The 20,993-nt window shown below is 70.7% G+C and carries 19 protein-coding genes and 1 CRISPR repeat array (1 of these 20 running past the window's edge); of the genes, 10 read left to right on the top strand and 9 right to left on the bottom strand.

Annotated elements, in window-relative coordinates:
• Window positions 1-371 precede the first annotated feature (371 nt).
• On the top strand, window positions 372-1,115 hold the full coding sequence (locus OG599_RS28845; protein WP_327178888.1) for a hypothetical protein: 744 nt from the start codon (window positions 372-374) through the stop codon (window positions 1,113-1,115).
• 260 nt (window positions 1,116-1,375) lie between these two features.
• Here OG599_RS28845 and OG599_RS28840 read toward each other — a convergent pair whose 3' ends face one another.
• From OG599_RS28840 to OG599_RS28820, 5 genes are all read right to left on the bottom strand, one after another.
• Window positions 1,376-2,239: an amino acid ABC transporter permease gene (locus tag OG599_RS28840; protein WP_327178887.1), complete on the bottom strand. Its 864-nt coding sequence runs from the start codon at window positions 2,237-2,239 to the stop codon at window positions 1,376-1,378.
• Window positions 2,236-2,880, bottom strand: coding sequence for an amino acid ABC transporter permease (locus OG599_RS28835; protein ID WP_327178886.1), 645 nt, complete (start codon window positions 2,878-2,880; stop codon window positions 2,236-2,238). The genes OG599_RS28840 and OG599_RS28835 overlap by 4 nt, the downstream gene beginning before the upstream one ends.
• A gap of 14 nt (window positions 2,881-2,894) precedes the next feature.
• Complete coding sequence (locus OG599_RS28830) at window positions 2,895-3,806, bottom strand: glutamate ABC transporter substrate-binding protein (protein WP_327178885.1); 912 nt, start codon at window positions 3,804-3,806, stop codon at window positions 2,895-2,897.
• 14 nt (window positions 3,807-3,820) lie between these two features.
• Window positions 3,821-4,564, bottom strand: a complete 744-nt coding sequence (locus OG599_RS28825) for an amino acid ABC transporter ATP-binding protein (protein WP_327178884.1) — start codon at window positions 4,562-4,564, stop codon at window positions 3,821-3,823.
• 144 nt (window positions 4,565-4,708) lie between these two features.
• Window positions 4,709-5,149 (bottom strand): DUF6278 family protein, encoded by a 441-nt coding sequence (locus OG599_RS28820; protein WP_327178883.1) that lies wholly within the window; start codon window positions 5,147-5,149, stop codon window positions 4,709-4,711.
• 109 nt (window positions 5,150-5,258) lie between these two features.
• Between OG599_RS28820 and OG599_RS28815 the strand changes: the two genes are divergently transcribed.
• On the top strand, window positions 5,259-6,038 hold the full coding sequence (locus OG599_RS28815; RefSeq protein ID WP_327178882.1) for an SDR family NAD(P)-dependent oxidoreductase: 780 nt from the start codon (window positions 5,259-5,261) through the stop codon (window positions 6,036-6,038).
• 61 nt (window positions 6,039-6,099) lie between these two features.
• Here the strand turns inward: OG599_RS28815 and OG599_RS28810 are convergent, their stop codons facing one another.
• The 4 genes from OG599_RS28810 to pcaDC form a co-directional block, all read right to left on the bottom strand.
• A complete protein-coding gene (locus tag OG599_RS28810; RefSeq protein ID WP_327178881.1) occupies window positions 6,100-6,837 on the bottom strand; it encodes a Clp protease N-terminal domain-containing protein in 738 nt (245 codons plus the stop codon).
• A 73-nt stretch (window positions 6,838-6,910) separates the two neighbouring features.
• Entirely contained in the window at window positions 6,911-7,690 is a 780-nt protein-coding gene (locus OG599_RS28805; RefSeq protein ID WP_327178880.1) for an exodeoxyribonuclease III, read from the bottom strand.
• 86 nt (window positions 7,691-7,776) lie between these two features.
• Window positions 7,777-8,424, bottom strand: a complete 648-nt coding sequence (locus tag OG599_RS28800; RefSeq protein WP_327178879.1) for an MBL fold metallo-hydrolase — start codon at window positions 8,422-8,424, stop codon at window positions 7,777-7,779.
• A 13-nt stretch (window positions 8,425-8,437) separates the two neighbouring features.
• Window positions 8,438-9,727, bottom strand: a complete 1,290-nt coding sequence (pcaDC, locus tag OG599_RS28795; protein ID WP_327178878.1) for a bifunctional 3-oxoadipate enol-lactonase/4-carboxymuconolactone decarboxylase PcaDC — start codon at window positions 9,725-9,727, stop codon at window positions 8,438-8,440.
• Window positions 9,728-10,373: 646 nt separating this feature from the next.
• On the opposite strand from pcaDC, the gene cas3 reads away from it, so the two are divergent.
• The 8 genes from cas3 to cas2e all read left to right on the top strand — a co-directional run bounded on the left by cas3 (window position 10,374) and on the right by cas2e (window position 19,887).
• Window positions 10,374-13,238 carry a CRISPR-associated helicase Cas3' gene (gene cas3, locus OG599_RS28790; protein ID WP_327178877.1) on the top strand — a complete coding sequence of 955 codons (2,865 nt, stop codon included), beginning with the start codon at window positions 10,374-10,376 and terminating at the stop codon, window positions 13,236-13,238.
• A 157-nt stretch (window positions 13,239-13,395) separates the two neighbouring features.
• Entirely contained in the window at window positions 13,396-15,006 is a 1,611-nt protein-coding gene (gene casA / locus OG599_RS28785) for a type I-E CRISPR-associated protein Cse1/CasA (protein ID WP_327178876.1), read from the top strand.
• On the top strand, window positions 15,003-15,764 hold the full coding sequence (locus OG599_RS28780) for a type I-E CRISPR-associated protein Cse2/CasB (RefSeq protein WP_327178875.1): 762 nt from the start codon (window positions 15,003-15,005) through the stop codon (window positions 15,762-15,764). The genes casA and OG599_RS28780 overlap by 4 nt, the downstream gene beginning before the upstream one ends.
• A 54-nt stretch (window positions 15,765-15,818) precedes the next feature.
• Window positions 15,819-17,000, top strand: coding sequence for a type I-E CRISPR-associated protein Cas7/Cse4/CasC (gene cas7e / locus OG599_RS28775; RefSeq protein ID WP_327178874.1), 1,182 nt, complete (start codon window positions 15,819-15,821; stop codon window positions 16,998-17,000).
• Complete coding sequence (gene cas5e, locus OG599_RS28770) at window positions 16,997-17,881, top strand: type I-E CRISPR-associated protein Cas5/CasD (protein ID WP_327178873.1); 885 nt, start codon at window positions 16,997-16,999, stop codon at window positions 17,879-17,881. The genes cas7e and cas5e overlap by 4 nt, the downstream gene beginning before the upstream one ends.
• A complete protein-coding gene (cas6e, locus tag OG599_RS28765) occupies window positions 17,878-18,540 on the top strand; it encodes a type I-E CRISPR-associated protein Cas6/Cse3/CasE (RefSeq protein ID WP_327178872.1) in 663 nt (220 codons plus the stop codon). Before cas5e ends, cas6e begins: the two co-directional genes overlap by 4 nt.
• 71 nt (window positions 18,541-18,611) lie before the next feature.
• Window positions 18,612-19,529: a type I-E CRISPR-associated endonuclease Cas1e gene (gene cas1e / locus OG599_RS28760; RefSeq protein ID WP_327180228.1), complete on the top strand. Its 918-nt coding sequence runs from the start codon at window positions 18,612-18,614 to the stop codon at window positions 19,527-19,529.
• Between the two features lie 46 nt (window positions 19,530-19,575).
• Window positions 19,576-19,887, top strand: coding sequence for a type I-E CRISPR-associated endoribonuclease Cas2e (cas2e, locus tag OG599_RS28755; protein WP_327178871.1), 312 nt, complete (start codon window positions 19,576-19,578; stop codon window positions 19,885-19,887).
• A gap of 18 nt (window positions 19,888-19,905) precedes the next feature.
• Window positions 19,906-20,993: direct repeats of the CRISPR family, unit length 29 nt; unit sequence GTCTTCTCCGCGCGAGCGGAGGTGAACCG; it runs 283 nt beyond the window's last position.

Here is a 20,993-nt window from a genome sequence, read left to right as displayed (position 1 = left end):
CAGCACCGCCCAGAAGGGGTGCTGTCCGGAGCGAACAGGACAATCCCGTCCGGAAGTCGCCGGCTTCCCGAAGCTAATCCGCCGACGCGCGGCCTTTTTGATCACCTGCGCACGAGGACATGACCGCCGACGCACCCTGACCCGCCCTGACGGCCCTCGGCGCTTCCGCGTTCCGGCTCCGGCTCCTTGTCACATCCACGGCGATACGTGGTGCCCCAAATGCCCGGGTGCCGAGCGCCTTGCCGCGTCGCCGCCCTCGCGCAGCACCGTGACACCGATCGCGGTGGCGTCCGCGCGAACCAACCCCCGGCCCGGCCGGATGGTCCGTACCGCCTCGAACAGGCACCGGATGCCCGCTACTATCCCCGGCCATGACCGACGACGTACGCAACATCGTGCTGGGCGTCATGGCCGCAGGGATAAGCGCCGCTCTCGGCTGGCTCGCGCGCACCTGTCTCTGGCGCCGCAGACTCCGCCGCAAGCAGGCCTTCTTCGGGCTTCCGGCCAACTCCGAATGCCTGTTGGTCGTCAACCGGGACCCGGGGACGGACGGCGCGGTGCACCGGAACGACGTCTTCGCCCTGCTGGAACTGTCGGCGATGATCAAGGAGTGCGGGGCGCACGCGCAGATCCTCTCCCACGACACGGCGCGCCAGGGCTTCGGCGAGCGTACGGAGTACTGCGTCGGCGGGCCGGGCTCCAACCGGCGCATGGCCGCCCACCTCCAGTCGCTGCTCCCCGGCGTGCGGGTGAACACCGACCGCGAACCGGGCCCGGACCGGGCCTCCTTCCGCATCGGGACGGAGTACTACCCGGTGGAGAGCGGCACCCTGGAACACGTGCTGCTGGCCCGTCTGAGCATCGGCCGCGAGGCGCGTCCGGTGTTCCTCCTCTGCGGCCAGCGCGCGATCACCAACCAGGCGGCAGCCCGCCATCTCACCCGCAATTACGAGAAGTTGGCGCGCACCTACCGCGACTCGACCTTCTGCCTGCTGCTGAAGGTCGTCAACTCCGAGGCGTACGGCCCCGACATGGTGGAGGTGGTCGCGGACGTGACGCGCGCCGCGCAGAGCCCCCTCCCGGCGGCGGCCCCCGCCGCCGAAGCCACCGGCTGAGCGGCGCGGGACGGGCCGGCGCACACGGAAGAACGGGCCTTCGTCGTGCATCCCCACGACGACGGCCCGTTCTCCGTCAACGGGACCTTCCGGTACTTCGGTTGGGCAACGCCCCCTCTGCCTTCCGGCGGGTCACCGGCGTACAGCTGACCTTCTTCCCGCAGTGGGCGGCCGGGAAATGGCTTTCCGGGCCCGCGCGCGGGAGGTGATCTCCGGCTGCTGGCCGGCCAGGGTGTCCGAGCTCGGTCCGCCGGACACCGTCAGGGCAACAGGGGTCCTGGTCCGGCCGGTGAAACCTCCACGGCCTCCGTCTTCGGGTTGCGGCGCTGGCGCTTGGCCATCCAGGTGGCGAACCACGAGAGGAGCATGCACATCCCGATGTAGATGGGGGAGATCACCATCACGACGGGGATGAACGGCAGGTCGTAGTCGAGGTTCGAGGCGATGAGCTTCCCCGCGTGGAGGAACTCCTCGTAGGTGATCAGGTATCCCAGCGAGGTGTCCTTCAACGCCACCACGAGCTGGCTGATGATGGTCGGCATCATGGCGCGCACCGCCTGGGGCGCGAGAACGGAGGCCGTGACCTGCGTCTTGCGCATCCCCAGCGCGTACGCGGCCTCCCGCTGGCCGCGCTCCACGGAGTTGATGCCGGTCCGGAACACCTCGGCGAGCACCGACCCGTTGTAGAGGGTCAGTCCGGCGACCAGGGCGGGGAGCGGCTGGACCTTCAGGGCCACGAAGATGAAGAAGATCATCACCAGTACGGGCATGGCCCGGAAGAACTCGACCAGCACGGTGGCGACCCAGCGGACCGGCCGGTGCACGGAGAGCCGTCCGACCGCGAGGACCGCGCCGAGTGCCAGCGAGAGCACCGCCGCGTACGCGAACGCCTTGAGGGTGTTGCCCAGTCCGCGCAGCAGCAGCTCCTGGATCCCCTTGTAGGTGAAGGGGTTCCACTTGGCGGCGGTGAACTGGCCGGTGTCGAAGAGGAGGTAGACGACCCATCCGACGAGAGCGGCGACCGCGATCGTGGCGGCGATCCCGTAGAGGAGGTGCCGCCTGCGGGCCTCGGGGCCCGGGATGTCGTAGAGGGCGGTGGCGGCGGGCAGGGCGTGAGTGGTCATCGGGCCACCCCCCAGCGCTTCTCCAGCACGGTGAAGAGCGCGCTGATGGCCAGGGTGATGATCAGGTAGCCGACGGCGATCCAGACGAAGGTCCAGATGATGCTGTAGCCCAGCTCGTTGAGGGTCTTGTAGGTGCCCAGCAGTTCGGTGACGCTGAACGCGCCCGCGATCGCCGAGTTCTTGGCGAGCGCGATGAGCGTCGAGCCGACCGGCGGGATCACCGAGCGGAACGCCTGCGGCAGCACCACCGTGTTCAGGGTCTGACCGAAGGACATGCCGAGGCTGCGGGCGGCCTCCCCCTGGCCGGTGGGCACGGTGTTGATGCCGGAGCGCAGCACCTCGCAGATGAACGCCGAGGTGTAGCAGCCGAGCGCCAGCACGGCGAAGACGTTGAACGGCAGGACGAGGCCGAAGCGCGGCAGTCCGAGGAGGACGGCGAAGAAGAGCAGGGTGAGCGGGGTGTTGCGGAGCACCGTCACCCAGACGGTACCGACGAGCCGGAGCGAGCCGACCGGGGCGACCCGGAAGGAGGCCATCACGAAGCCGAGCACGAGGGCCAGGAGCGAGGCGAAGACGGTGAGTTCGAGGGTTCCGAGGAACCCTTTGCCGTAGAGCGAGAAGTTCTCTGTCAGTACGTCCATGGGTGGCCGGTCCCTCAGTTCGCCGGGTAGCGGTCGATGGGCGGCGGCGTCGGCGCGGGTACGCCGGACAGCCCCAGCGTCGCTTCGAACGCCTTCTTCCAGTTGCCGTTCTTCTCGTTCTCCTCCAGCGCGTCGTTGATAGCGGCCCGCAGGGCGTTGTCGCTGCGCGGTACGCCGATGCCGTACGGCTCCTCGGAGAAGGGCTTGCCGACGACCTTCATCTCGTCCGGCGCCTTCGCCGCGAAGCCCAGCAGGATCGCGTCGTCCGTGGTGACGACGTCGACCTGGTAGGTCAGCAGGTTGTCGACGCAGACGGAGTACGTGTCGTAGGCGACCAGGTCCGCCTCGGGATGGTCGGCGGCGATCCGCTGGTAGGGGGTGGACCCGGCCGCCGAGCAGACGGTCTTGCCCGCGAGGTCCTGCGGGCCGTGGATGTCGTTCTCGTCGGTGCGCACCAGCAGCCCCTGTCCGGCCATGAAGTACGGGCCGGCGAATCCGACGAGCTTCTTGCGCATGTCGTTGATGGTGTAGGTGCCGACGTAGTAGTCGATCTGGCCGTTCTGCAGGGCGGTTTCGCGGTTGGCCGAGGCGATGGTCTTGAACTGGATCTCCTTCGGACCGAAGCCGAGGTAGGCCGCCACCATGGTGGCGATCTCGATGTCGAATCCGGAGTAGACCCCGGTGGCCGGGTCCTTCTCGCCGAGGTAGGGCTGGTCCTCCTTGGCGCCGATCACCAGGCGGCCCCGCCGCTCGGCCCGGTTCCAGGTCTTCGACGCGGGGAGCCGGAAGCCGGTGTTCACCGTGTAGTGGGGCAGCGCGTCGGCCTTGGGCCCCTTGACCGGCGGGCTGCCCTCCTTGCCGCACCCGGCGGCGAGGACCGTCAGCAGCAGACCGGCCAGGAGCGCGGTGATCTTCTTCGTACGCAACGCGGAGCCTCCCGTCAGTGCTTGAGGATCTTGGACAGGAAGTCCTTGGCGCGGTCGCTCTCGGGGGCGGTGAAGAACTCCTCCGGAGTGCGGTCCTCGACGATGCGGCCGTCGGCCATGAACACCACGCGGTTCGCGGCGGACCGGGCGAAGCCCATCTCGTGGGTGACCACGACCATGGTCATACCGTCGCGCGCCAGCTGCTGCATGACCTCCAGCACCTCGTTGATCATCTCCGGGTCGAGCGCCGAGGTGGGCTCGTCGAAGAGGAGGGCCTTGGGGTCCATGGCCAGGGCTCGGGCGATGGCCACGCGCTGCTGCTGGCCCCCGGAGAGCTGCGCGGGGAACTTGTCCGCGTGCGCGGCGAGCCCCACGCGCTCCAGCAGCTCCCGGGAGCGGGCGTCGGCCTCCGGCCGCTTCCGCTTGCGCACCTTCATCTGCGCGAGGGAGACGTTGGCCAGCACGGTCTTGTGCGCGAACAGGTTGAACGACTGGAAGACCATGCCGACTTCGGCCCTGAGCTGCGCCAGCCCCTTGCCCTCCTCGGGGAGCGGCTTCCCGTCGATCGCGATCCGGCCCGACTCGATCGTCTCCAGCCGGTTGATGGCACGGCAGAGCGTGGACTTGCCGGAGCCGGAGGGGCCGATGACCACCACCACCTCCCCGCGGCCGACGGTGAGATTGATGTCCCGCAGAACGTGCAACTCTCCGAAGTGCTTGTTGACGTCCCGCAGGTCGATCAACGGATCGACGGCCATACGCTGCCCTGCCCATGTGTCGCTGTGTGTCGGCTCAGCGGAAACTATCCGCATGGGTAAGGGACTTCGCGTCCGACACGCAAACAGGGCAAAAGGCTGTTTATCTAGGTGGTGCCCTGACCAGGGTCGGACACCACCGGGGTGTCACTCCTCGGCCGCCTCCGCGTACACCTGGGAGAGTTCGGGGCTGCCGTAGACAGCCCAGTCCAGACCGGCCCCGACGACGTCGACCTCACGGCCGGAGGCCAGCCGCACGACGGGCTGCCCGCTGGGCCAGACGTCCCACCGGGCACCGGGGACGGTCCGCACGAGCACGGTACCGAGGTAGAGGCCCGCGTCGTTCCCGAACCAGGGCGCCTCCTCCGGATCGTCGCGCCAGCGGGGCGGCAGCTGGTCGAGCGCGGTCAACGACGCCGGGGTGTCGTCCAGTTCGAGTCCGTCGTCCCCCGCGCGGACACGCAGCAGTTCGCACTCGGCGAGGACTTCCGCGAGCCCGGCGGGGTCGGTCACGGCGGTCTCCGCCAGCGTCGCCGTGCGCGTATCACCTTGACGCTTGCGCCAGTTGTCCAAGAAAGGGATGTTCACCCCACAAGAGTCGCACCTTTGTCCCGCCGGACGCCACAGGGCGCGCGCCGCCCTCGTACGCGTGGCACCCGGCTCAGGCGGTGCACCGGCCGGACCATAGGCTGCCGGGATGAACGCACAGAACTACCTCTCCGGGCTCTTCTCCCTGGACGGCCGGACCGCCGTCGTCACCGGCGGCAGCTCCGGCATCGGCCGGGCGATCGCGGAAGCGCTGGCCCGCGCGGGCGCGGAGGTCACCGTCGTGGCCCGGCGCGAGCAGGAACTGAAGGCGACGGTGGAGGAGTTGACCGAAGCGGGCTGCCGCGTCGGCTGGGTGAGCGCGGACCTCTCCACGACCGACGGGGTCCGGCAGGCGGTCGACGCCGTGGTCGCGCGGTCCGGGGAACCGGACATCGTGGTGAACTGCGCGGGGATCAACCTGCGTCCGCCGATGGGCGAGCTGGACGAGGACGTCTGGGACACCACGATGGCGGTCAACCTCAAGGCCCCCTACCTGCTCGGCGAGCGGTTCGGACCGGGGATGGCGGAGCGCGGGTACGGGCGGTTCATCCACATCACCTCGCAGCAGGCGCACCGGGCCTTCGTGAACAGCGGGGCGTACGGCGTCTCCAAGGGTGCACTGGAGTCGCTCGCCCGGTCACAGGCGGAGGCGTGGTCGCCGTACGGGGTCACCGCGAACACCCTGGTCCCCGGCTTCGTGATGACCCCGCTGAACGTCCGGATCTCCTCGAACCCGGAGAAGGTGGCCGAGCTGGCCGCCCGCACGATGGTGGGACGCAACGGCCTGGCCGAGGACTTCGCCGCGGCCGCGGTGTTCCTGGCCGGTCCCGGCTCGGCGTACGTGACCGGGCAGTCGCTCTTCGTGGACGGCGGGTTCTCGGTCCACTGACGCTCTTCACCGGATCCAGGGGGCGTCCACCGGCGGTGCGGGCCACCCCCCGGTCCAGCGGTCAGGCTCCCGGACGGTCACCGGCGGCCGCGCTCAGGGCCTCGGCGGCGGCGGACGCCGCCTGCTTGTCGACCCCGAGGCCGGTGAGCACCCCCTCGCCGTCCTCGTGCTCCAGAAGTGCCAGCAGGATGTGCTCGGTTCCCACGTGAGGGTGGCCGAGCCGCAGGGACTCGCGGTAGGCGAGTTCGAGGACCTTGCGGGAGCTCGCGTCGTACGGGATGAGCTCGGGAACCTCGCCGGCGGCGGGCGGCAGGGCGGCGAGGGAGGCCGTGCGCACGGCTTCCGGCGCGATCCCCTGGGCCGCGATCACCTGCGCGCCGACACTTCCGGTGTCGGCGACGACGCCCAGCACCAGGTGCGCGGGGAGGACCTCGGCACCCCCCGCGAGATGCGCCTCGTTGTGGGCGGCGATCACCGCGTTCCGGGCGCGCGTGGTGAAGCGCGCGAACCCCTCCTTGGGGTCCGGCTCGGCGGACCCGTCGGGCTTCTTCGGCACGAAGCGCTTCTGGGCCGCCTGCCGGGTCACCCCCATGCTCCTGCCGATGTCGGTCCAGGAGGCGCCCGAACGGCGGGCCTGGTCCACGAAGTGACCGATGAGGTGGTCGGCGATGTCACCGAGGTGGTCGGCCGCGACGACCGCGCCGGTGAGCTGTTCGAGGGCGTCGGTATGGGTCTTCTTGATGGCCTCGATGAGGTCGTCGAGGCGCACGGGAGGTTTGACTGCTGCCGGTTCCGTCATGTGTCAACCGTAAGTTGACACTCGCGGGAGTGTCAACCTTCGGTTGTCAGTTGCCGTCCGGCGGCCGACGGGCTCAGAACTCCAGGTCCACCACGACCGGTGCGTGGTCCGACGCGCCCTTGCCCTTGCGCGCCTCGCGGTCGACGTAGGCGTCCTTCACGGCGGCGGTGAACGGGGCGTTGCCGTAGGCGAGGTCGATCCGCATGCCCTTGTTCTTCGGGAAGCGGAGCTCGCGGTAGTCCCAGAAGGTGTACGGGTGGTCGTACTTCAGAGGGCGCGGCACGACGTCGCTCAGCCCCTCCTCGCGCAGTTTGGCGAGGGCCTCCCGCTCGGCGGGGGTGACGTGGGTGGCGCCTTCGAAGAGCGCCGGGTCCCACACGTCCTCGTCGGTGGGCGCGACGTTGTAGTCGCCGAGCACGGCGAAGGGCCGGGCGGCCGCCGCGTCCGCGGCGACGGCGCCCCGCAGCGCCTCCAGCCAGCGCAGCTTGTACGCGTAGTGCTCGTGCGTGACCTCACGGCCGTTGGGAACGTAGACCGACCAGAGCCGGACGGGGCCGCAGGTCGCGGAGATCGCCCGGGGCTCTTCCGTACCGTCGTAGACGGGACCGCCCGGAAGGCCTGCGACCACGTCGTCCAGGCCCACCCGGGAGATCAGCGCCACGCCGTTCCACCGGCCGGTGGCGTTCACCGCGGAGGCGTACCCCAGCTCCCGCAGTTCGTCGGCGGGGAACTGCTCGGCCGTGCACTTGGTCTCCTGGACGCACAGCACGTCGGTGCCGGTGCTCTCCAGCCAGGCCAGCAGCCTCGGCAGGCGGGCGGTGATCGAGTTGACGTTCCACGTGGCGATGCGCATGGAACCCAACCTAACCGGTACCACCGACAGTCGCGGCCCCGTCGCGCCCCCGTCGCGGCCCCGAGCCCTGCCGGCCGGACCGGCCGTCAGAACCCCGTGTGCTCCCCCGGCTCCATCCGGCGGTGGTCGCTGCCGCCGAGCGCCCCGATCTGCATGTCGTAGATCGGCCGGGCCAGGTCGGTGAGCAGGGCGTCGTGGATGTCGATGGCCCGGCGCGGCCCGACCTCACGCACGTAGTCGATGACCTCCGAGATCTTGTTCCACGGGGCCATCACCGGCAGCATCAGGGTGTCGACCGGCTGCCCGGGGACGGTGAGCGCGTCGCCCGGGTGGAAGACCGAACCGTCGACGAGGTAACCGACGTTGGTGATGCGCGGGATGTCCGGGTGGATCACCGCGTGCAGCTCACCGTGGACCTGGACGTCGAAACCGGCGGCGCTGAAGGTGTCGCCGTGACCGACGGTGTGCACCCGCCCGGGGAAGGCCGGCGCCAACTGGTCGGCGACACTGCGCAGCGCCCAGATCTCCGCCGCCGGGTTGTCCTCCATGGCGGCCCGCAGCCGGTCCTCGTTGAAGTGGTCCGGGTGCTCGTGGGTCACCAGAATGGCGTCGGCGCCGACCGCGTCGTCCTCCCCGGAGAAACCGCCCGGATCGATGACGAGGGCCTGCCCGTCCTTGTCCAGACGGATGCAGGAGTGCCGCTTCTTGGTGAGAGTGAGAGGCGATGCGTTCATGGTGTCCATCCTGCTACGCGGGCGGTGTCGTTTCTTCCTGAATCACGGACTGCGCCACGGCGAACGCGGCCCCGGCGGCGGGAACACCGCAGTACACGGCGGTCTGGAGCAGCACTTCCTTGATCTCGGCAGGCGTCAGACCGTTGCGCAGCGCCGCCCGCAGGTGTGCGGCGAGGCCCTCCAGCCGTCCGGACGCGATCAGCGCGGTGAGCGTGACGCAACTGCGGGTACGGCGGTCGAGGCCCTCACGGCTCCAGACCTCGCCCCACGCGTAGCGGGTGACGAGGTCCTCGTACTCCTCGGTGAACGGGTCGGCGGCGGCGTCGGCCCGGTCCACATGGGCGTCGCCGAGGACCTCCCGGCGGATCTTCGTACCGAGCGCGTGGCGGTCCGTACGCTCCCCGTCGTCGTCCGCACGAGGGGCCGGCGGGGCGATCTCCGCGACGGGTGCGTAGGGGGCGGAGAGCGGCGGAACGGCGGCGGGGGGCGCGGCCAGGAGCACCGGAACGGCGCCCAGGGTGTCCTGCCAGGTCGTGGAGAAGTGGGTGAACAGCAGGTCCATCACGGCGGCCGGCTGCTCGACGGGCGCGAGATGCGACGCCCCGGGCACCAGGGCGAGCCGGGCGTCGGGGATCCCCGCGACCAGGGTGCGCGCCTCGGCGGGGCCGGTGACCCGGTCCTCCGCGCCGACGACGACGAGCGTCGGCACACCGATGCGGCCCAGTTCGCCGCGGACGTCGAAGGCCGCGAGCGCCTCGCACGCGGCGATGTAGCACCCGGGGTCGGTGGTACGCACCATCTGCACGGCCCACTCGACGATGGCGCTCTGCGCGGCGGCGAAGCCGGACGTGAACCAGCGCTCAGGAGCGCTGCGGGCGATGGGCTCCAGGCCGTTCGTACGGACGATCACGCCACGCTGGCGGAACTCGTCGGCGCTGCCGAATCTGGGCGAGGTCGCGACGAGCGCGAGCGAGGCCACCCGGTGGGGGTGACGCAGCGCGAGGTCGGCGCCGACTGCCCCGCCGATGGAACACCCCGCGTAACCGAAGCGCTGGACGCCCAGGGAGTCGAGGGTGGCGATCAGCCGGTCCCCGAGCTCGGCGACGGAAACCGCGGGCCGGGCGGGGGCGCCGCCGTGGCCCGGCAGGTCGTAACGGAGTACCCGGTAGTGCTGGGAGAGGTCCGGTATCTGGCGGTCCCACATGTGCCATGTGGTCCCCAGGGAGGGGCCGATCACCAGGACCGGGGCGTCTTCCGGACCGTCGAAGCGGTATTGCAGGGTGTTCGATGATGTCTCGCTCACCCGCCCGAGCCTCTCATCTCTCACAATCTCTCACAGAACCGGGTCGGCCCTACCGGCTGCGGCTCATGGTGCCGGGCTGTTCCTCTCGGCTGTGCAGCAGGGCGCCATCGGGAGCGTCGCCGCCTTGTACGTCAGGGAGTCAGTCCATCGCCACTCGTGCGGGGAGCACGTCGAGCTCTCCACCGACGCCACCATCATCCTCGGCTCACCTCGGGGCGCGCGGAGTGGACTGCGCGCTCAGGTTGTCACGCCGCCCGGTCTCCGGTTCACCTCCGCTCGCGCGGAGAGCACGGCGCGCTTCACCTTGTCGGCGAGCCACTCGGCGGTTCACCTCCGCTCGCGCGGAGAGCACGCCGACGACCGCGCGGTGCGCGACGCCTCCGGCGGTTCACCTCCGCTCGCGCGGAGAGCACCCCACCGGGCGCCCGCTGGTCGGATCGTGAGCCGGTTCACCTCCGCTCGCGCGGAGAGCACCCTTCGCGACCTGCCCTCATCCAACCGCTTTGCACTCTCTTTGCCGAGCTTCGTCGCCCATGTCTCTCGCCCCCGTTGTGGTCGCGCAGCGAGTGTAAGGCTCGCCCCTCATACCGGTGCCCGGTTGGGCCTTTTGGGGCGGTTGTCAGTGGGTGGTGCTATCTCTGTGCTCATGCTGAAGCGCGACGGGGCGGGGGCCTCGGGGGACTGTGTTCTGGATGTCCGTCTGTGGGGGAAGGAGAGCGGGCTGCCACGGCCGTACCCGGTGATCTGTCATCTCCTCGACACCGGAGCGGTGTTCCAGGAGTTGTGGGACGTCGTTCTGGGTGAGGAGATCAAGGGTGCCATCGCGGACGCGCTCGACCTGCCTGTGGCGGAGGCACGCACCGTGGTGTCGTTCTGGGCCGGGTTGCACGACCTCGGCAAGATCACTCCGCCGTTCCAGGCGCAGGTTCCCGCCTGTTACACGCCGATTCGCAACGACTCCGCGTACGTCAGCGCACCCGGCGCCGAAGCCGAGAAGCGTTTCCGCCACGAGATCGCGTCCCACTGGGCTCTGAACGAGCTCTTCCAGGCGGCTAAGTACCCCAGCGAAGGGCGCCTGCTCCGCAAGTCGGTGAGTCATCAGATCGCACAGTTGCTGGGCGGCCATCACGGTCTCTTCGGTGGCGTACTGAAGGCGAAGGAAGCGGCCCGGGCGGAGGCCTACAACCCCGGTCTTGGGGGTCAGGGTTGGTCCGACCAGCGACGCGCACACTTCGATGGGCTGCGGCGGGCCATGGGTGCGTTCGCGGTTCCTCAGGGCGAGTTACCCGCCGGACTGGCGGTGGTGGTGTCCGGGCTGGTCGTGGTGGCGGACTGGCTGGCGAGTCGGACGTCCACGATCGAGTCACGCATCCCCGCTCCTGGTTGGTCGGGCACGCCGGCTGAGATCGATGCCCACTGGCAGGGTGCGGCGGAGGTGGCTCCCGGGCTGGTGCGGGCGGCGCGGCTGGGCCGGGCCCGTTTCTCCGTCGGGGAGTTCGGTGAGATGTTCCCGTTCGCTCCCAACAGCTTGCAGCGGGATCTTGTGGAGCATCTTCCTGGGCTGGTCGGGGAGCATGGCTCCGGTCTGGTGCTGGTGACGGCTCCGACGGGTGACGGGAAGACGGAGGCGGCGTTGTTCGCGGCCTCGTTGCTGGGGCGGGCGGCGGGTGCCCGGGGCGTGTACTTCGCGCTGCCGACGATGGGTACGGCGGACGCGATGCTGCCCCGTGTGGAGGCCTTCGCCTCGCGGGCGATGTCCGGGGAGCGCGCCATGATGTTGCTCCACTCCATGGCATGGCTGAGTTCCCCCGGCAGCGCAGACGGAGCGGCCACGCTCGACACCGCGCAGGACGAGGGGGCGCTGAGCGCGGACCGGGAGACGGCGGTTGAGGCCGACGGGTGGTTGCGGGGACCGAAGCGCGGGCTGCTCGCCCCGTTGGGCGTGGGGACGATCGACCAGGCACTGAGTGCGGTGCTGCCGTTGCGGTACAACGCGTTGCGGCTGTTCGGGCTGTCGGACAAGGTGTTCGTGGTCGATGAGGCGCACGCGTACGGCCCGTGGATGCATCAGCTCCTCGTCCGCCTGCTGGAGTGGCTGGGGGCGATGGGCGCACCGGTCGTCCTGCTGTCGGCCACGCTGACGGGCCGCTCGGCCGGGTCACTGGTGGACGCCTACCGGCGCGGTGCCGGATTCCGTGATCCGTCGCACGTGGTGCCGAGGTATCCGGGCTGGCTCTTCGCGAGCGGCGCCTCCGGGGAGGTCTCCCCGGCGCGGAGCACCGCGAGCAACCGGGCCCGGACGCTGAAGGTGTCGCACCGGCCGGTGGTGTGGGACACCGCGGAGCCGGCCGGGGCGCCCGTGCGCGAGAGCGGCCGACGAGCAGCGCTGCGGGAGGTGTTGGCGCCGGTCGCAGCGCAGGGCGGTACGGCGCTGGTGTGCTGCACGACGGTGGCCGAGGCGCAACGGACGTACCGGGACGTGTGTGCGGCGTTTCCCGGACTCGCCGCGCAGCCCGGTGGGGTGAGGTTGCTGCATTCGCGTTACCCGGCGGATGTGCGGGCGGCGATCACGGCGGACTGTGAGGCTGCGTACGGGAAGCCGGGCGAGGGGCCGGTCTCGGTGCGTCCGGGGTCGGTGCTGGTGGCGACGCAGGTGGTGGAGCAGTCCCTGGACTTCGATTTCGACCTGGTGGTGAGTGATCTGGCGCCGCTGGCGCAGTTGTTGCAGCGTGCCGGGCGCGCCCGGCGGCACCGGCGCGGACCTCTCGGCCGGCCGGGTTGGGCGGCCGCGGAGGACGAGCCGGAGTTGGTGGTGCTCGATCCGCAGATCGTGTCCGAGATGGCCCCGCCCCGCTCCTGGGGGTCGGTGTACGACACCGGGCTGCTCGTGCGTACGTCACAGCTCCTGGAGAAGTGCGCGGCGGCCGGTATCGCGGTGCCCGGTGACGTGCAGCGGCTGGTGGACGAGGTGTACGAGGATGAGTTCGTCGACCAGCTCCAGGAGTCGGCGCGTGCGGAGTTGGCGCGTCTGGACGAGGAGCGGCTGGCGGACGAGGCGGCCGAGCGGCATCTGGCGACCTGGACGAGCATCTGTGCCCCGGCGGACGTGAAGGGCGATCTCAGCAAGCTGTCGGTGCGGGAGGCGGGGGTGACCGAGGAGTTGCTGACCACACGCCTCGGTGCGGACACCGGCCGGGTGCTCTGCCTCTACGAGCAGGCGGGCGGGACTGCCACCCTCGACCCCGAGGGCGAGGTCCCGGTTCCGGTCGGCGGCCGGTTCGGCCTCACGGCCGAGGAGTTGGCGGGTGTCGCTCGGCGGGTGGCGCCGGTGCCGGGGCGGTGGCTGCGGGGCGGCGAGAGCGAGGTGACGGTTCCGGTGAAGTGGGGGACTCATCCCTCGCTCCGCGACCTCGTTGTGCTGCGTATGAGCCCCACCGGGGGCGAGGCGTGGGCCTGCCGCCATGGGCGTTTCACCCTCTCGATATCCGAGGTCGGCCTCGAAGCCGAGTGATCTTCACGTTCTGATCACTCTGCCCTCACGTCTCCGCTACTTTTCAAGTGCGGTTTTCCCGAGCCGGGTTGGTGACCTCTCGCTGCCGTCGCGCAAGCCGAGGCCTGCCCACCGGCTCTTTCCTCCAGCTCTGTCCGAATGACGACAGGACATCTCCATGCCGACCGGCACGTTCAACCTGATCGACCAACCCTGCGTCCCCGTACGCTGGAAACCCGGCAGCACGGCCAGTACCACGGCCGGCCTCCGGGACCTGGTGGGGTTACGTGAACTCCTGCTGCACAGCCACGCCATCGAGTCCCTCGCCGTCGCCGACGCGCCCGCGCACGCCGCACTGCTGCGCATCCTCTACGCGCTCACCGCACGAGTGGCCGGCCTGACCGAACAGGGTGCCGACGGCGACTGGGACGAGCACCGCCTGGACGTTCTCGACACCGGACAGCTCCCGCCCCACGGGATCGACGCGTACTTCGAGGAGTTCGAGGACCGGTTCTTCCTGTTCGCGCCGGGCGGGCGCCCGTGGATGCAGGATCCCCGGCTGGCGGAGCAGTGCGACGCCTCGAACACCGCCGGGGTCAACAAGCTCATCGTCACCCGCCCCTCGGGCAACAACCACTCCTGGTTCCGGCACGACACCGACTCCGCCCCCGAACCGCCCACCGCCCCCGAAGCCTTCCTCAGCCTGCTGGTGTGGCACTACTACGGTCCGTCCGGGCGCTGTTCGTCCCGCGAGGTGAACGGCGCGAAGACCGCGAGCGCCACCGCCGGCCCGCTGCGGACCGCCCTGTCCTACCACCCCGAGGGCACCTCGCTCTTCGAAACGCTGCTCGCCGGCCTCGTACCGCCGGAGGACACCGTGAACGGCGCGGAGGACCTGTGCCCGTGGGAGCAGGACGACCTGCCGGACCCGGACCACCCGGTGCGGGAGTCGCGGGGGCCACGTTCGCGGCACACCGGCCGCTCGCAGCACGCCCTGCTCCTGCTGCCGGACGAGGACAGCACCCATGTGCGGGACGCGTTCATCACCTGGGCGTACCGGGGTGAGCGGTTGCCGCGCGAGGACGACTACCTGATCTGGCAGACCAGCCAGCAGGGCAATCGCTACCCGCGCCCGGCCGATGCGGGGCGGGCGCTGTGGCGGGACCTGGACGCGCTGCTGCTCCAGCATCCGCCGGCCGGCAGTGCGCATCCGCAGCAGCCCCGGGTGTTCCGTTCGGCGGTCGAGGTCTCGGAGGACCTGCGGGTGCGGGCGCTCGGCTTCGACCAGGAAGGGCAGGCGAAGGACACGCAGTTCGTCGACGCGAGCACCCCGGCCGTCCTCGGATACGCCGAGCACAACGATCCGCGTACCGTCCCGGCCGTCGGCCGCCTGCGCCAGTTCGGCGAGCTGTACGGGCGCCGTCTCGACCGGGCGGTCAAGCGCGCCTGGGCCGCGTACGTCAGGGACCCGAAGGCGGACGGCGCTGCGTGGGGGGCGGAGGCGGGTGCACGGTACTGGCCGCGCGCCGAGGCGGAGTTCTGGGCGCGCTTCCGCCTCCTGGACCGTACCGGTGAGGTTGCCGACGGCGGTTTCGATCCGGCGGCCACCCGGCGGGCGTTCCTGCGCCTGGCCGAGGAGGCGTACGACACGGTGACCCGGCCCGTCACCCGTACCCTGCGCGGCGCGAAGGCCGTCTCGGAGGCACGCATCGACCTCTACGGCGGCACCCCGAAGAAGGCGGCGGCCGTGTCCGGCCCCCGGACGAAGCTCAAGGAGCCCATCGCATGACCACCACTCTCCCACCCACCGCACAGCACGTCGCCGGCCCACCGGAAACGGCCGGCAGCATCCCGCAGCAGCAGAAGGGCACGGCGCGGGCGCACAACCCGCGTGCCTTCACCGACTGGGTCGCCCAGGTCAGCCGTGACGACCCCGGTGCCCGCAGCGCGCTGCGCAGCGGGCTGCGGAAGGATCTCGACTCGGTGCGGCGGATGCACCGCCTGGTCGCACCCTGGCTGCCGGAGGGACGCTCGGCGGACGTGGAGCGGGCGTACTACGCGGTCGCCGCGATGATCGCCTCCCAGCCCCGCGGCGCACTGGCCGCACCGGACCCGGAGAGCACGGACGACGATCCGGCACACGCCGACGGCGAGCAGATGCCCGCCAAGAGCATGCGGCGGCGTCGGGTCAGTCTCGGCACGGTGTTCGCGACCGCGGTCGCCGAAGGACCGGGCCGGGAGAAGGAGATGCGGGCGGGGACGGCGGAGAGCCGCCTCAACCTCCTCACCCGCCAGAGCGTCAACGGCCTGCACCGGCACCTGCCCGCCTCCGTCGGCTATCTGCGCTCGCTGGACGTCGACGTCGACTGGGCGCAGCTCCTCGACGACCTCTCCAACTGGCGGAGGAACTCGGGACGGATCTCGCGCACCTGGCTCCAGGACTTCTACCGACTGCGGGCCAGGGACGCCGCGCGGCAGGCCGACGAAGCGGACGAGAAGGAACTCGCAGCGGATGCGGAGCCGGCTGCGGCCCCCGCGTCCCTCTGACATCGAACCAGTACCCACCCCACGCACGTATCCGTACGAAGGAGTCACACCCTCATGGCCCTGGCCGCCCGTTTCATCGACATCCACATCGTCCAGAGCGTCCCGTTCGCCAACCTGAACCGGGACGACACGAATTCCGTGAAGACGGTCCAGTACGGCAACGTGCTGCGGACCCGGGTCAGCAGCCAGTCCTGGAAGCGGGCCGCCCGGGGTGAGTTCGAGGCCCGCATCGGCCAGGCGGCGCTGCGTACCCGCCGGATCGGCGAGCGCGTCACCCGACTCCTCGCCGAGGGGCGGGGGTGGCCGGAGCCGCTCGCGGAGAAGGCGGGGGCGCACGCGGCGGCGGCCAGCAGCATCAAGTTCGAACTCGCCAAGGACCCGAAGGACCTCAAGCAGACCGTCCCCAACAAGGTCCTCACCAACGCGATGGTCTACGTCCCCGAGACCGCGGTGGCCGAACTCGCCGACCTGGCCGAGAAGCACCGCGAGGCGCTGGAAGCGGCGAAGGACATCAAGAAGCCCGCCGACAAGAGCGTCCTGCCCGCCGATCGGGTCGAGGCCATCCTGCGTTCCCGCAACGGGGTCATCAACCTCTTCGGCCGCATGCTCGCCGAGGTCGACAACGCCGGTGTAGACGGCGCCGTCCAGGTCGCCCACGCGCTGACCACACACGAAACCGACGTCGAACTCGACTACTTCTCCGCCGTCGACGACGTCACCTCGACCTGGAACGACCAGACCGGCAGCGGCCACATGGGCCACACCGAGTTCAGCGCCGGCACCTTCTACCGGTACGCCACCATCGACCTGCGCGACCTCGCCCGCAACATCGGCGACGAGCCCGCGGAACTCCGCGAACTCACCGCCGCGTTCCTCAGCGCGTTCATCCTCTCCCTGCCCCAGGCGAAGAAGAACTCAACCGCGCCCCACACCATCCCCGACCTCGTCCACGTCTCCGTACGTGCCGACCGGCCGCTGTCCTACGCCGCCGCGTTCGAAAGCCCCGTCGCCGCGGCCGGGCAGGGCGGTTTCTCCGCCCCCTCCCGCGCCACCCTGTCCGACTACGCCGCAGCCGCGAACCGGCTCATCGGCACCACCGGCATCCTCACCTCCGGCTGGGCCGGCGTCGACGCCAAGGACCTCGACGCACTCGGCACCCACCACACCGGCTTCGACGCCCTCATCGACGCCGCCCTCGACAGCGCGCTCGCCGTCCCTGCCGGAGACGCGGCATGATCACCACCTCGCTCCCCGATCCGGAGCCCGGCCTTCTGCTCCGTCTGACCGGGCCCCTGCAGTCCTGGGGCCTGCACTCCCACTTCAACGAACGCGATACCGCCGCCTTCCCCACCCGCTCCGGTGTCCTCGGCATGCTCGCCGCCGCCCTCGGTCGCCACCGCGACCAGCCCATCGACGACCTCACCACGCTCGGGCTCACCGTGCGCACCGACCGGCCCGGAGTGCTGCTGCGCGATCTGCACACCGTGGGCGGCGGTCTCTCCGGAAAGGAGACGGTGACCACCGCCGAGGGCAAGAAGCGCTCAGGAGACACCGCCACGCTCCTCACCCACCGCTTCTACCTCGCCGACGCCGCCTTCACCGTCGCCCTCACCACCCCCCGGGCAACCGCCGAGAACCGCACACTCCTCGACCGGTGCGCGCAGGCCCTGCGCTCCCCCCGGTGGTCCCTGCACCTCGGGCGCCGCTCCTGCCCGCCCGAGGGCCCCGTACTGATCGGGCAGAGCGACGACGCCCTGCACCACCTCATCCACCTGCCGCTCGCGGCCCGCCCCACCCGGAACCGGAACCAAGAACAGGATCAGGAACAGGAGGGCGTGGCGGTGGAGTTCCTCGCCGACCGCCCCCTGACCCGTCTGCCCGCCCCGGCCCACATGGTCAGTACCACCCACGAGGACGGCACCCGCCCCTCCTCGGAGCTCAACGACCAGCCCGTCAGCTACCACCCGAGCCGCCGCGGCTACCGTGCCCGGCCGCTCTACCGGCGCACCCTGCTGCTGCCGCCCGCCCAGTTCGCCGGACTCGGAGCACGTCAGCTCGATGCCCTGGGCCACTACTGCGAGACCCGGCTCCACACCCCTGAAGGGAGCCGGCGATGACGCTCTGGCTCACCCGCCTCGTCCCCGACACCCGCTCCGCCGACGCCCGGCGCGACCTCGGCGACCCCGTCGGCATGCACCGCCGTGTCATGAGCCTCTTCCCCTCCGACGCCGGCCCCGATCCCCGCGCCCGGTTCGGCGTCCTCTTCCGTACCGAGGACACCCCCACCGGGCCGCACCTGCTCCTCCAGTCCGCCCACGAACCCGACACCGGCCGTCTCCCCGCCGGTTACGGCACCACCCTCACCCGCCCCCTAGACGCGCTGATCGACGCGATCAGGCCCGGGCTCACCGTCCGCTACCGGTGCGCGGCCAGCCCCGTCCGCAAACCCGGGGCCACCACCCGCGCCCTCTACAACCTCCCGCCCGTCGTCGCCCTCACCGGCACGGCGGCCGACGAGTGGTGGCTGCGCCAGGCCGACCAGAGCGGCCTCAAACCCCTCACCCACCACGCCCAGCCCCTGGACGCCGTCCGGGGCGAACGCCGACCCACCGGGCGCACGCCGCAGCGCATCCGGCACGCCCGTACCCAGTTCGACGGCACCGCCGCGATCATCGACACCGACCTGCTCCGTGCGGCGATCCTGGGCGGCATCGGGCGCGGCAAGTCGTACGGCTGCGGGCTCCTCAGCATCGCCCCCGCGAGGCAGCCCCGGTGACCCCACGCTCCGCCTCCAAACCGCTCACGGGGGCCAACGCCCGGCGCAAACTCGCCGCGCCCACCGTCGCCATGCTCCCGCGCGTCGCCGACTCCCTGTCCTTCCTCTACCTCGACATCGTCCGCATCCACCAGGACGACACCGGGGTCTGCGCCGAGGTCACCAGCGAGCAGCACGGCACCGACACCGTCTACCTCCCCACCGCCGCCCTCTCCTGCGTCCTGCTCGGCCCCGGCACCTCCATCACCGCACGCGCGCTGGCCACCTTCGCCAGAAACGGCACCACCGTCGTCACCACCGGCTCAGGAGGGGTGCGCTGCTACTCCGCGGCCGTCCCCGAATCCCTCACCACCCTCTGGCTCGAACGCCAGACCCGCGCCTGGACCGACGACGCCCGCCGCCTCGCCATCGCCCAGGCCATGTACGAACTCCGCTTCGGCGACGGCACCGCGACCGAGGGCACCAACCTCGACAAACTCCGCGGCATGGAAGGCCAACGCGTCAAAACCCTCTACCAACTCCTCGCCCGCCAGTACAAGATCGGCCGCTTCCGCCGCTCCTACGACCCCGACTCCTGGGACAGCCAGGACCCCGTCAACCTCGCTCTGTCATCCGCCAACACCTGCCTCTACGGCATCGTCCACGCAGCCATCACCGCCCTCGGCTGCTCCCCCGCCCTCGGCTTCGTCCACAACGGCAACCAACAGGCGTTCGTCTACGACATCGCCGACCTCTACAAAGCCGAACTCACCATCCCCCTCGCCTTCTCCCTCCACGCCTCCACCAACGCCGAAGCCGAAGCACGCCGCTCCTTCCGCCACGAACTACGCCTCTTCCAGCTCCTCCCCCGCATCGTCACCGACATCCAGCAGCTCCTCGACCCCACCCACACCTACGAATGCCCCGACCCCGAGGAGCAGCTCGTCGACCTGTGGGACCCCGTCGTCGGCTCCGTCCCCGCCGGCATCAACCACGGGAAGCAACTGTGACCCGCACCCGCACCCGCGCACGCACACCGGAAAGGCGCGGCCGCCGATGTCCTCGATGATCGTCATCACGGCCACCGCCGTCCCCGACCACCTGCGCGGCGCCCTCACCCGCTGGCTCCTCGAAGTCACCCCCGAGCTCTACGTCGGCACCGTCTCCGCCAAAGTCCGCGACGAGCTCTGGGACGCCGTCGCCGCCAGCACCCACGACGGCATCGCCGTCCTGGCCCACCCCGCCGACAACGAACAAGGCTTCCAACTCAGAACAGCGGGCACCCGCCGCCGCGAGCCCGTCGACTTCGACGGGCTCACCCTCATCGCCTTCCGCAGAGAAAGTCAAGAAATGGCAAACCCCCTCTAACGTCGCAGGTCAAAAAGGGTCTTCTCCGCGCGAGCGGAGGTGAACCGCTCACCGGAGGCACCCAGTGACCACCGCGCGCGTCTTCTCCGCGCGAGCGGAGGTGAACCGTGCTCGCCGAGGCGGAGGAGAGGGCGACCGCCGTCTTCTCCGCGCGAGCGGAGGTGAACCGGAAGAGGCGCCGCTGCTGGTGGGTTGCCGCACGTCTTCTCCGCGCGAGCGGAGGTGAACCGCAGCTCGGGGAGAACGTCGCCGGGAGCCTGGCGTCTTCTCCGCGCGAGCGGAGGTGAACCGCGACGCTCGGCACGGTGCCGGACCCGGACGGGGTCTTCTCCGCGCGAGCGGAGGTGAACCGACCGCCTGACCCAACCAACCCCCACTTCCCGAGTCTTCTCCGCGCGAGCGGAGGTGAACCGGCTTCACCTGGCTCCCCGGCATCAGCCAGATCGTCTTCTCCGCGCGAGCGGAGGTGAACCGCCTCGCACGCCGCGTACGAGGACCTCGTTGGCGTCTTCTCCGCGCGAGCGGAGGTGAACCGTGGCAGGACGTCGAGGTGCTGCCCGACCCGGAGTCTTCTCCGCGCGAGCGGAGGTGAACCGGCTGACGAGCTGAAGGCGCCTGCCAGCCCGGAGTCCTCTCCGCGCGAGCGGAGGTGAACCGAAGCACGCCGCGGCGTTGAAGGGCGACGCGCGGTCCTCTCCGCGCGAGCGGAGGTGAACCGCCTGAGCTTCCGGTGACGAGGACGCGCATGGTGTCCTCTCCGCGCGAGCGGAGGTGAACCGTTGACGCCGGAAGTCCAGGAAGGCGAAGCGAAGTCCTCTCCGCGCGAGCGGAGGTGAACCGCCCGTGGGGGTGGTCATGGGGGTGCGGCCTCCGTCCTCTCCGCGCGAGCGGAGGTGAACCGTCACGCTGGAATCGCTCGGGGGGCTGATCGGCGTCCTCTCCGCGCGAGCGGAGGTGAACCGTGCTGGGCATTGCGGTCGGCGTCGGGGTCGCCGTCTTCTCCGCGCGAGCGGAGGTGAACCGGCATTTCCGCCGACCACGAAAACCCAGTCCTTGTCTTCTCCGCGCGAGCGGAGGTGAACCGTTCATGGTCCACTCGGCGAGAG

Source organism: Streptomyces sp. NBC_01335 (assembly GCF_035953295.1).
Taxonomy (GTDB): domain Bacteria; phylum Actinomycetota; class Actinomycetes; order Streptomycetales; family Streptomycetaceae; genus Streptomyces.
This window is presented reverse-complemented; position numbering and strand designations above follow the sequence as displayed.

Excerpts from the sequence above, each read along its gene's own strand:
- OG599_RS28845 (WP_327178888.1), top strand. The coding sequence starts at position 372 with ATGACCGACGACGTACGCAACATCGTGCTGGGCGTCATGGCCGCAGGG.
- OG599_RS28840 (WP_327178887.1), bottom strand. The coding sequence starts at position 2,239 with ATGACCACTCACGCCCTGCCCGCCGCCACCGCCCTCTACGACATCCCG.
- OG599_RS28835 (WP_327178886.1), bottom strand. The coding sequence starts at position 2,880 with ATGGACGTACTGACAGAGAACTTCTCGCTCTACGGCAAAGGGTTCCTC.
- OG599_RS28825 (WP_327178884.1), bottom strand. The coding sequence starts at position 4,564 with ATGGCCGTCGATCCGTTGATCGACCTGCGGGACGTCAACAAGCACTTC.
- OG599_RS28815 (WP_327178882.1), top strand. The coding sequence starts at position 5,259 with ATGAACGCACAGAACTACCTCTCCGGGCTCTTCTCCCTGGACGGCCGG.
- OG599_RS28810 (WP_327178881.1), bottom strand. The coding sequence starts at position 6,837 with ATGACGGAACCGGCAGCAGTCAAACCTCCCGTGCGCCTCGACGACCTC.
- OG599_RS28805 (WP_327178880.1), bottom strand. The coding sequence starts at position 7,690 with ATGCGCATCGCCACGTGGAACGTCAACTCGATCACCGCCCGCCTGCCG.
- OG599_RS28800 (WP_327178879.1), bottom strand. The coding sequence starts at position 8,424 with ATGAACGCATCGCCTCTCACTCTCACCAAGAAGCGGCACTCCTGCATC.
- cas3 (WP_327178877.1), top strand. The coding sequence starts at position 10,374 with ATGCTGAAGCGCGACGGGGCGGGGGCCTCGGGGGACTGTGTTCTGGAT.
- casA (WP_327178876.1), top strand. The coding sequence starts at position 13,396 with ATGCCGACCGGCACGTTCAACCTGATCGACCAACCCTGCGTCCCCGTA.
- OG599_RS28780 (WP_327178875.1), top strand. The coding sequence starts at position 15,003 with ATGACCACCACTCTCCCACCCACCGCACAGCACGTCGCCGGCCCACCG.
- cas7e (WP_327178874.1), top strand. The coding sequence starts at position 15,819 with ATGGCCCTGGCCGCCCGTTTCATCGACATCCACATCGTCCAGAGCGTC.
- cas5e (WP_327178873.1), top strand. The coding sequence starts at position 16,997 with ATGATCACCACCTCGCTCCCCGATCCGGAGCCCGGCCTTCTGCTCCGT.
- cas6e (WP_327178872.1), top strand. The coding sequence starts at position 17,878 with ATGACGCTCTGGCTCACCCGCCTCGTCCCCGACACCCGCTCCGCCGAC.
- cas1e (WP_327180228.1), top strand. The coding sequence starts at position 18,612 with ATGCTCCCGCGCGTCGCCGACTCCCTGTCCTTCCTCTACCTCGACATC.
- cas2e (WP_327178871.1), top strand. The coding sequence starts at position 19,576 with ATGTCCTCGATGATCGTCATCACGGCCACCGCCGTCCCCGACCACCTG.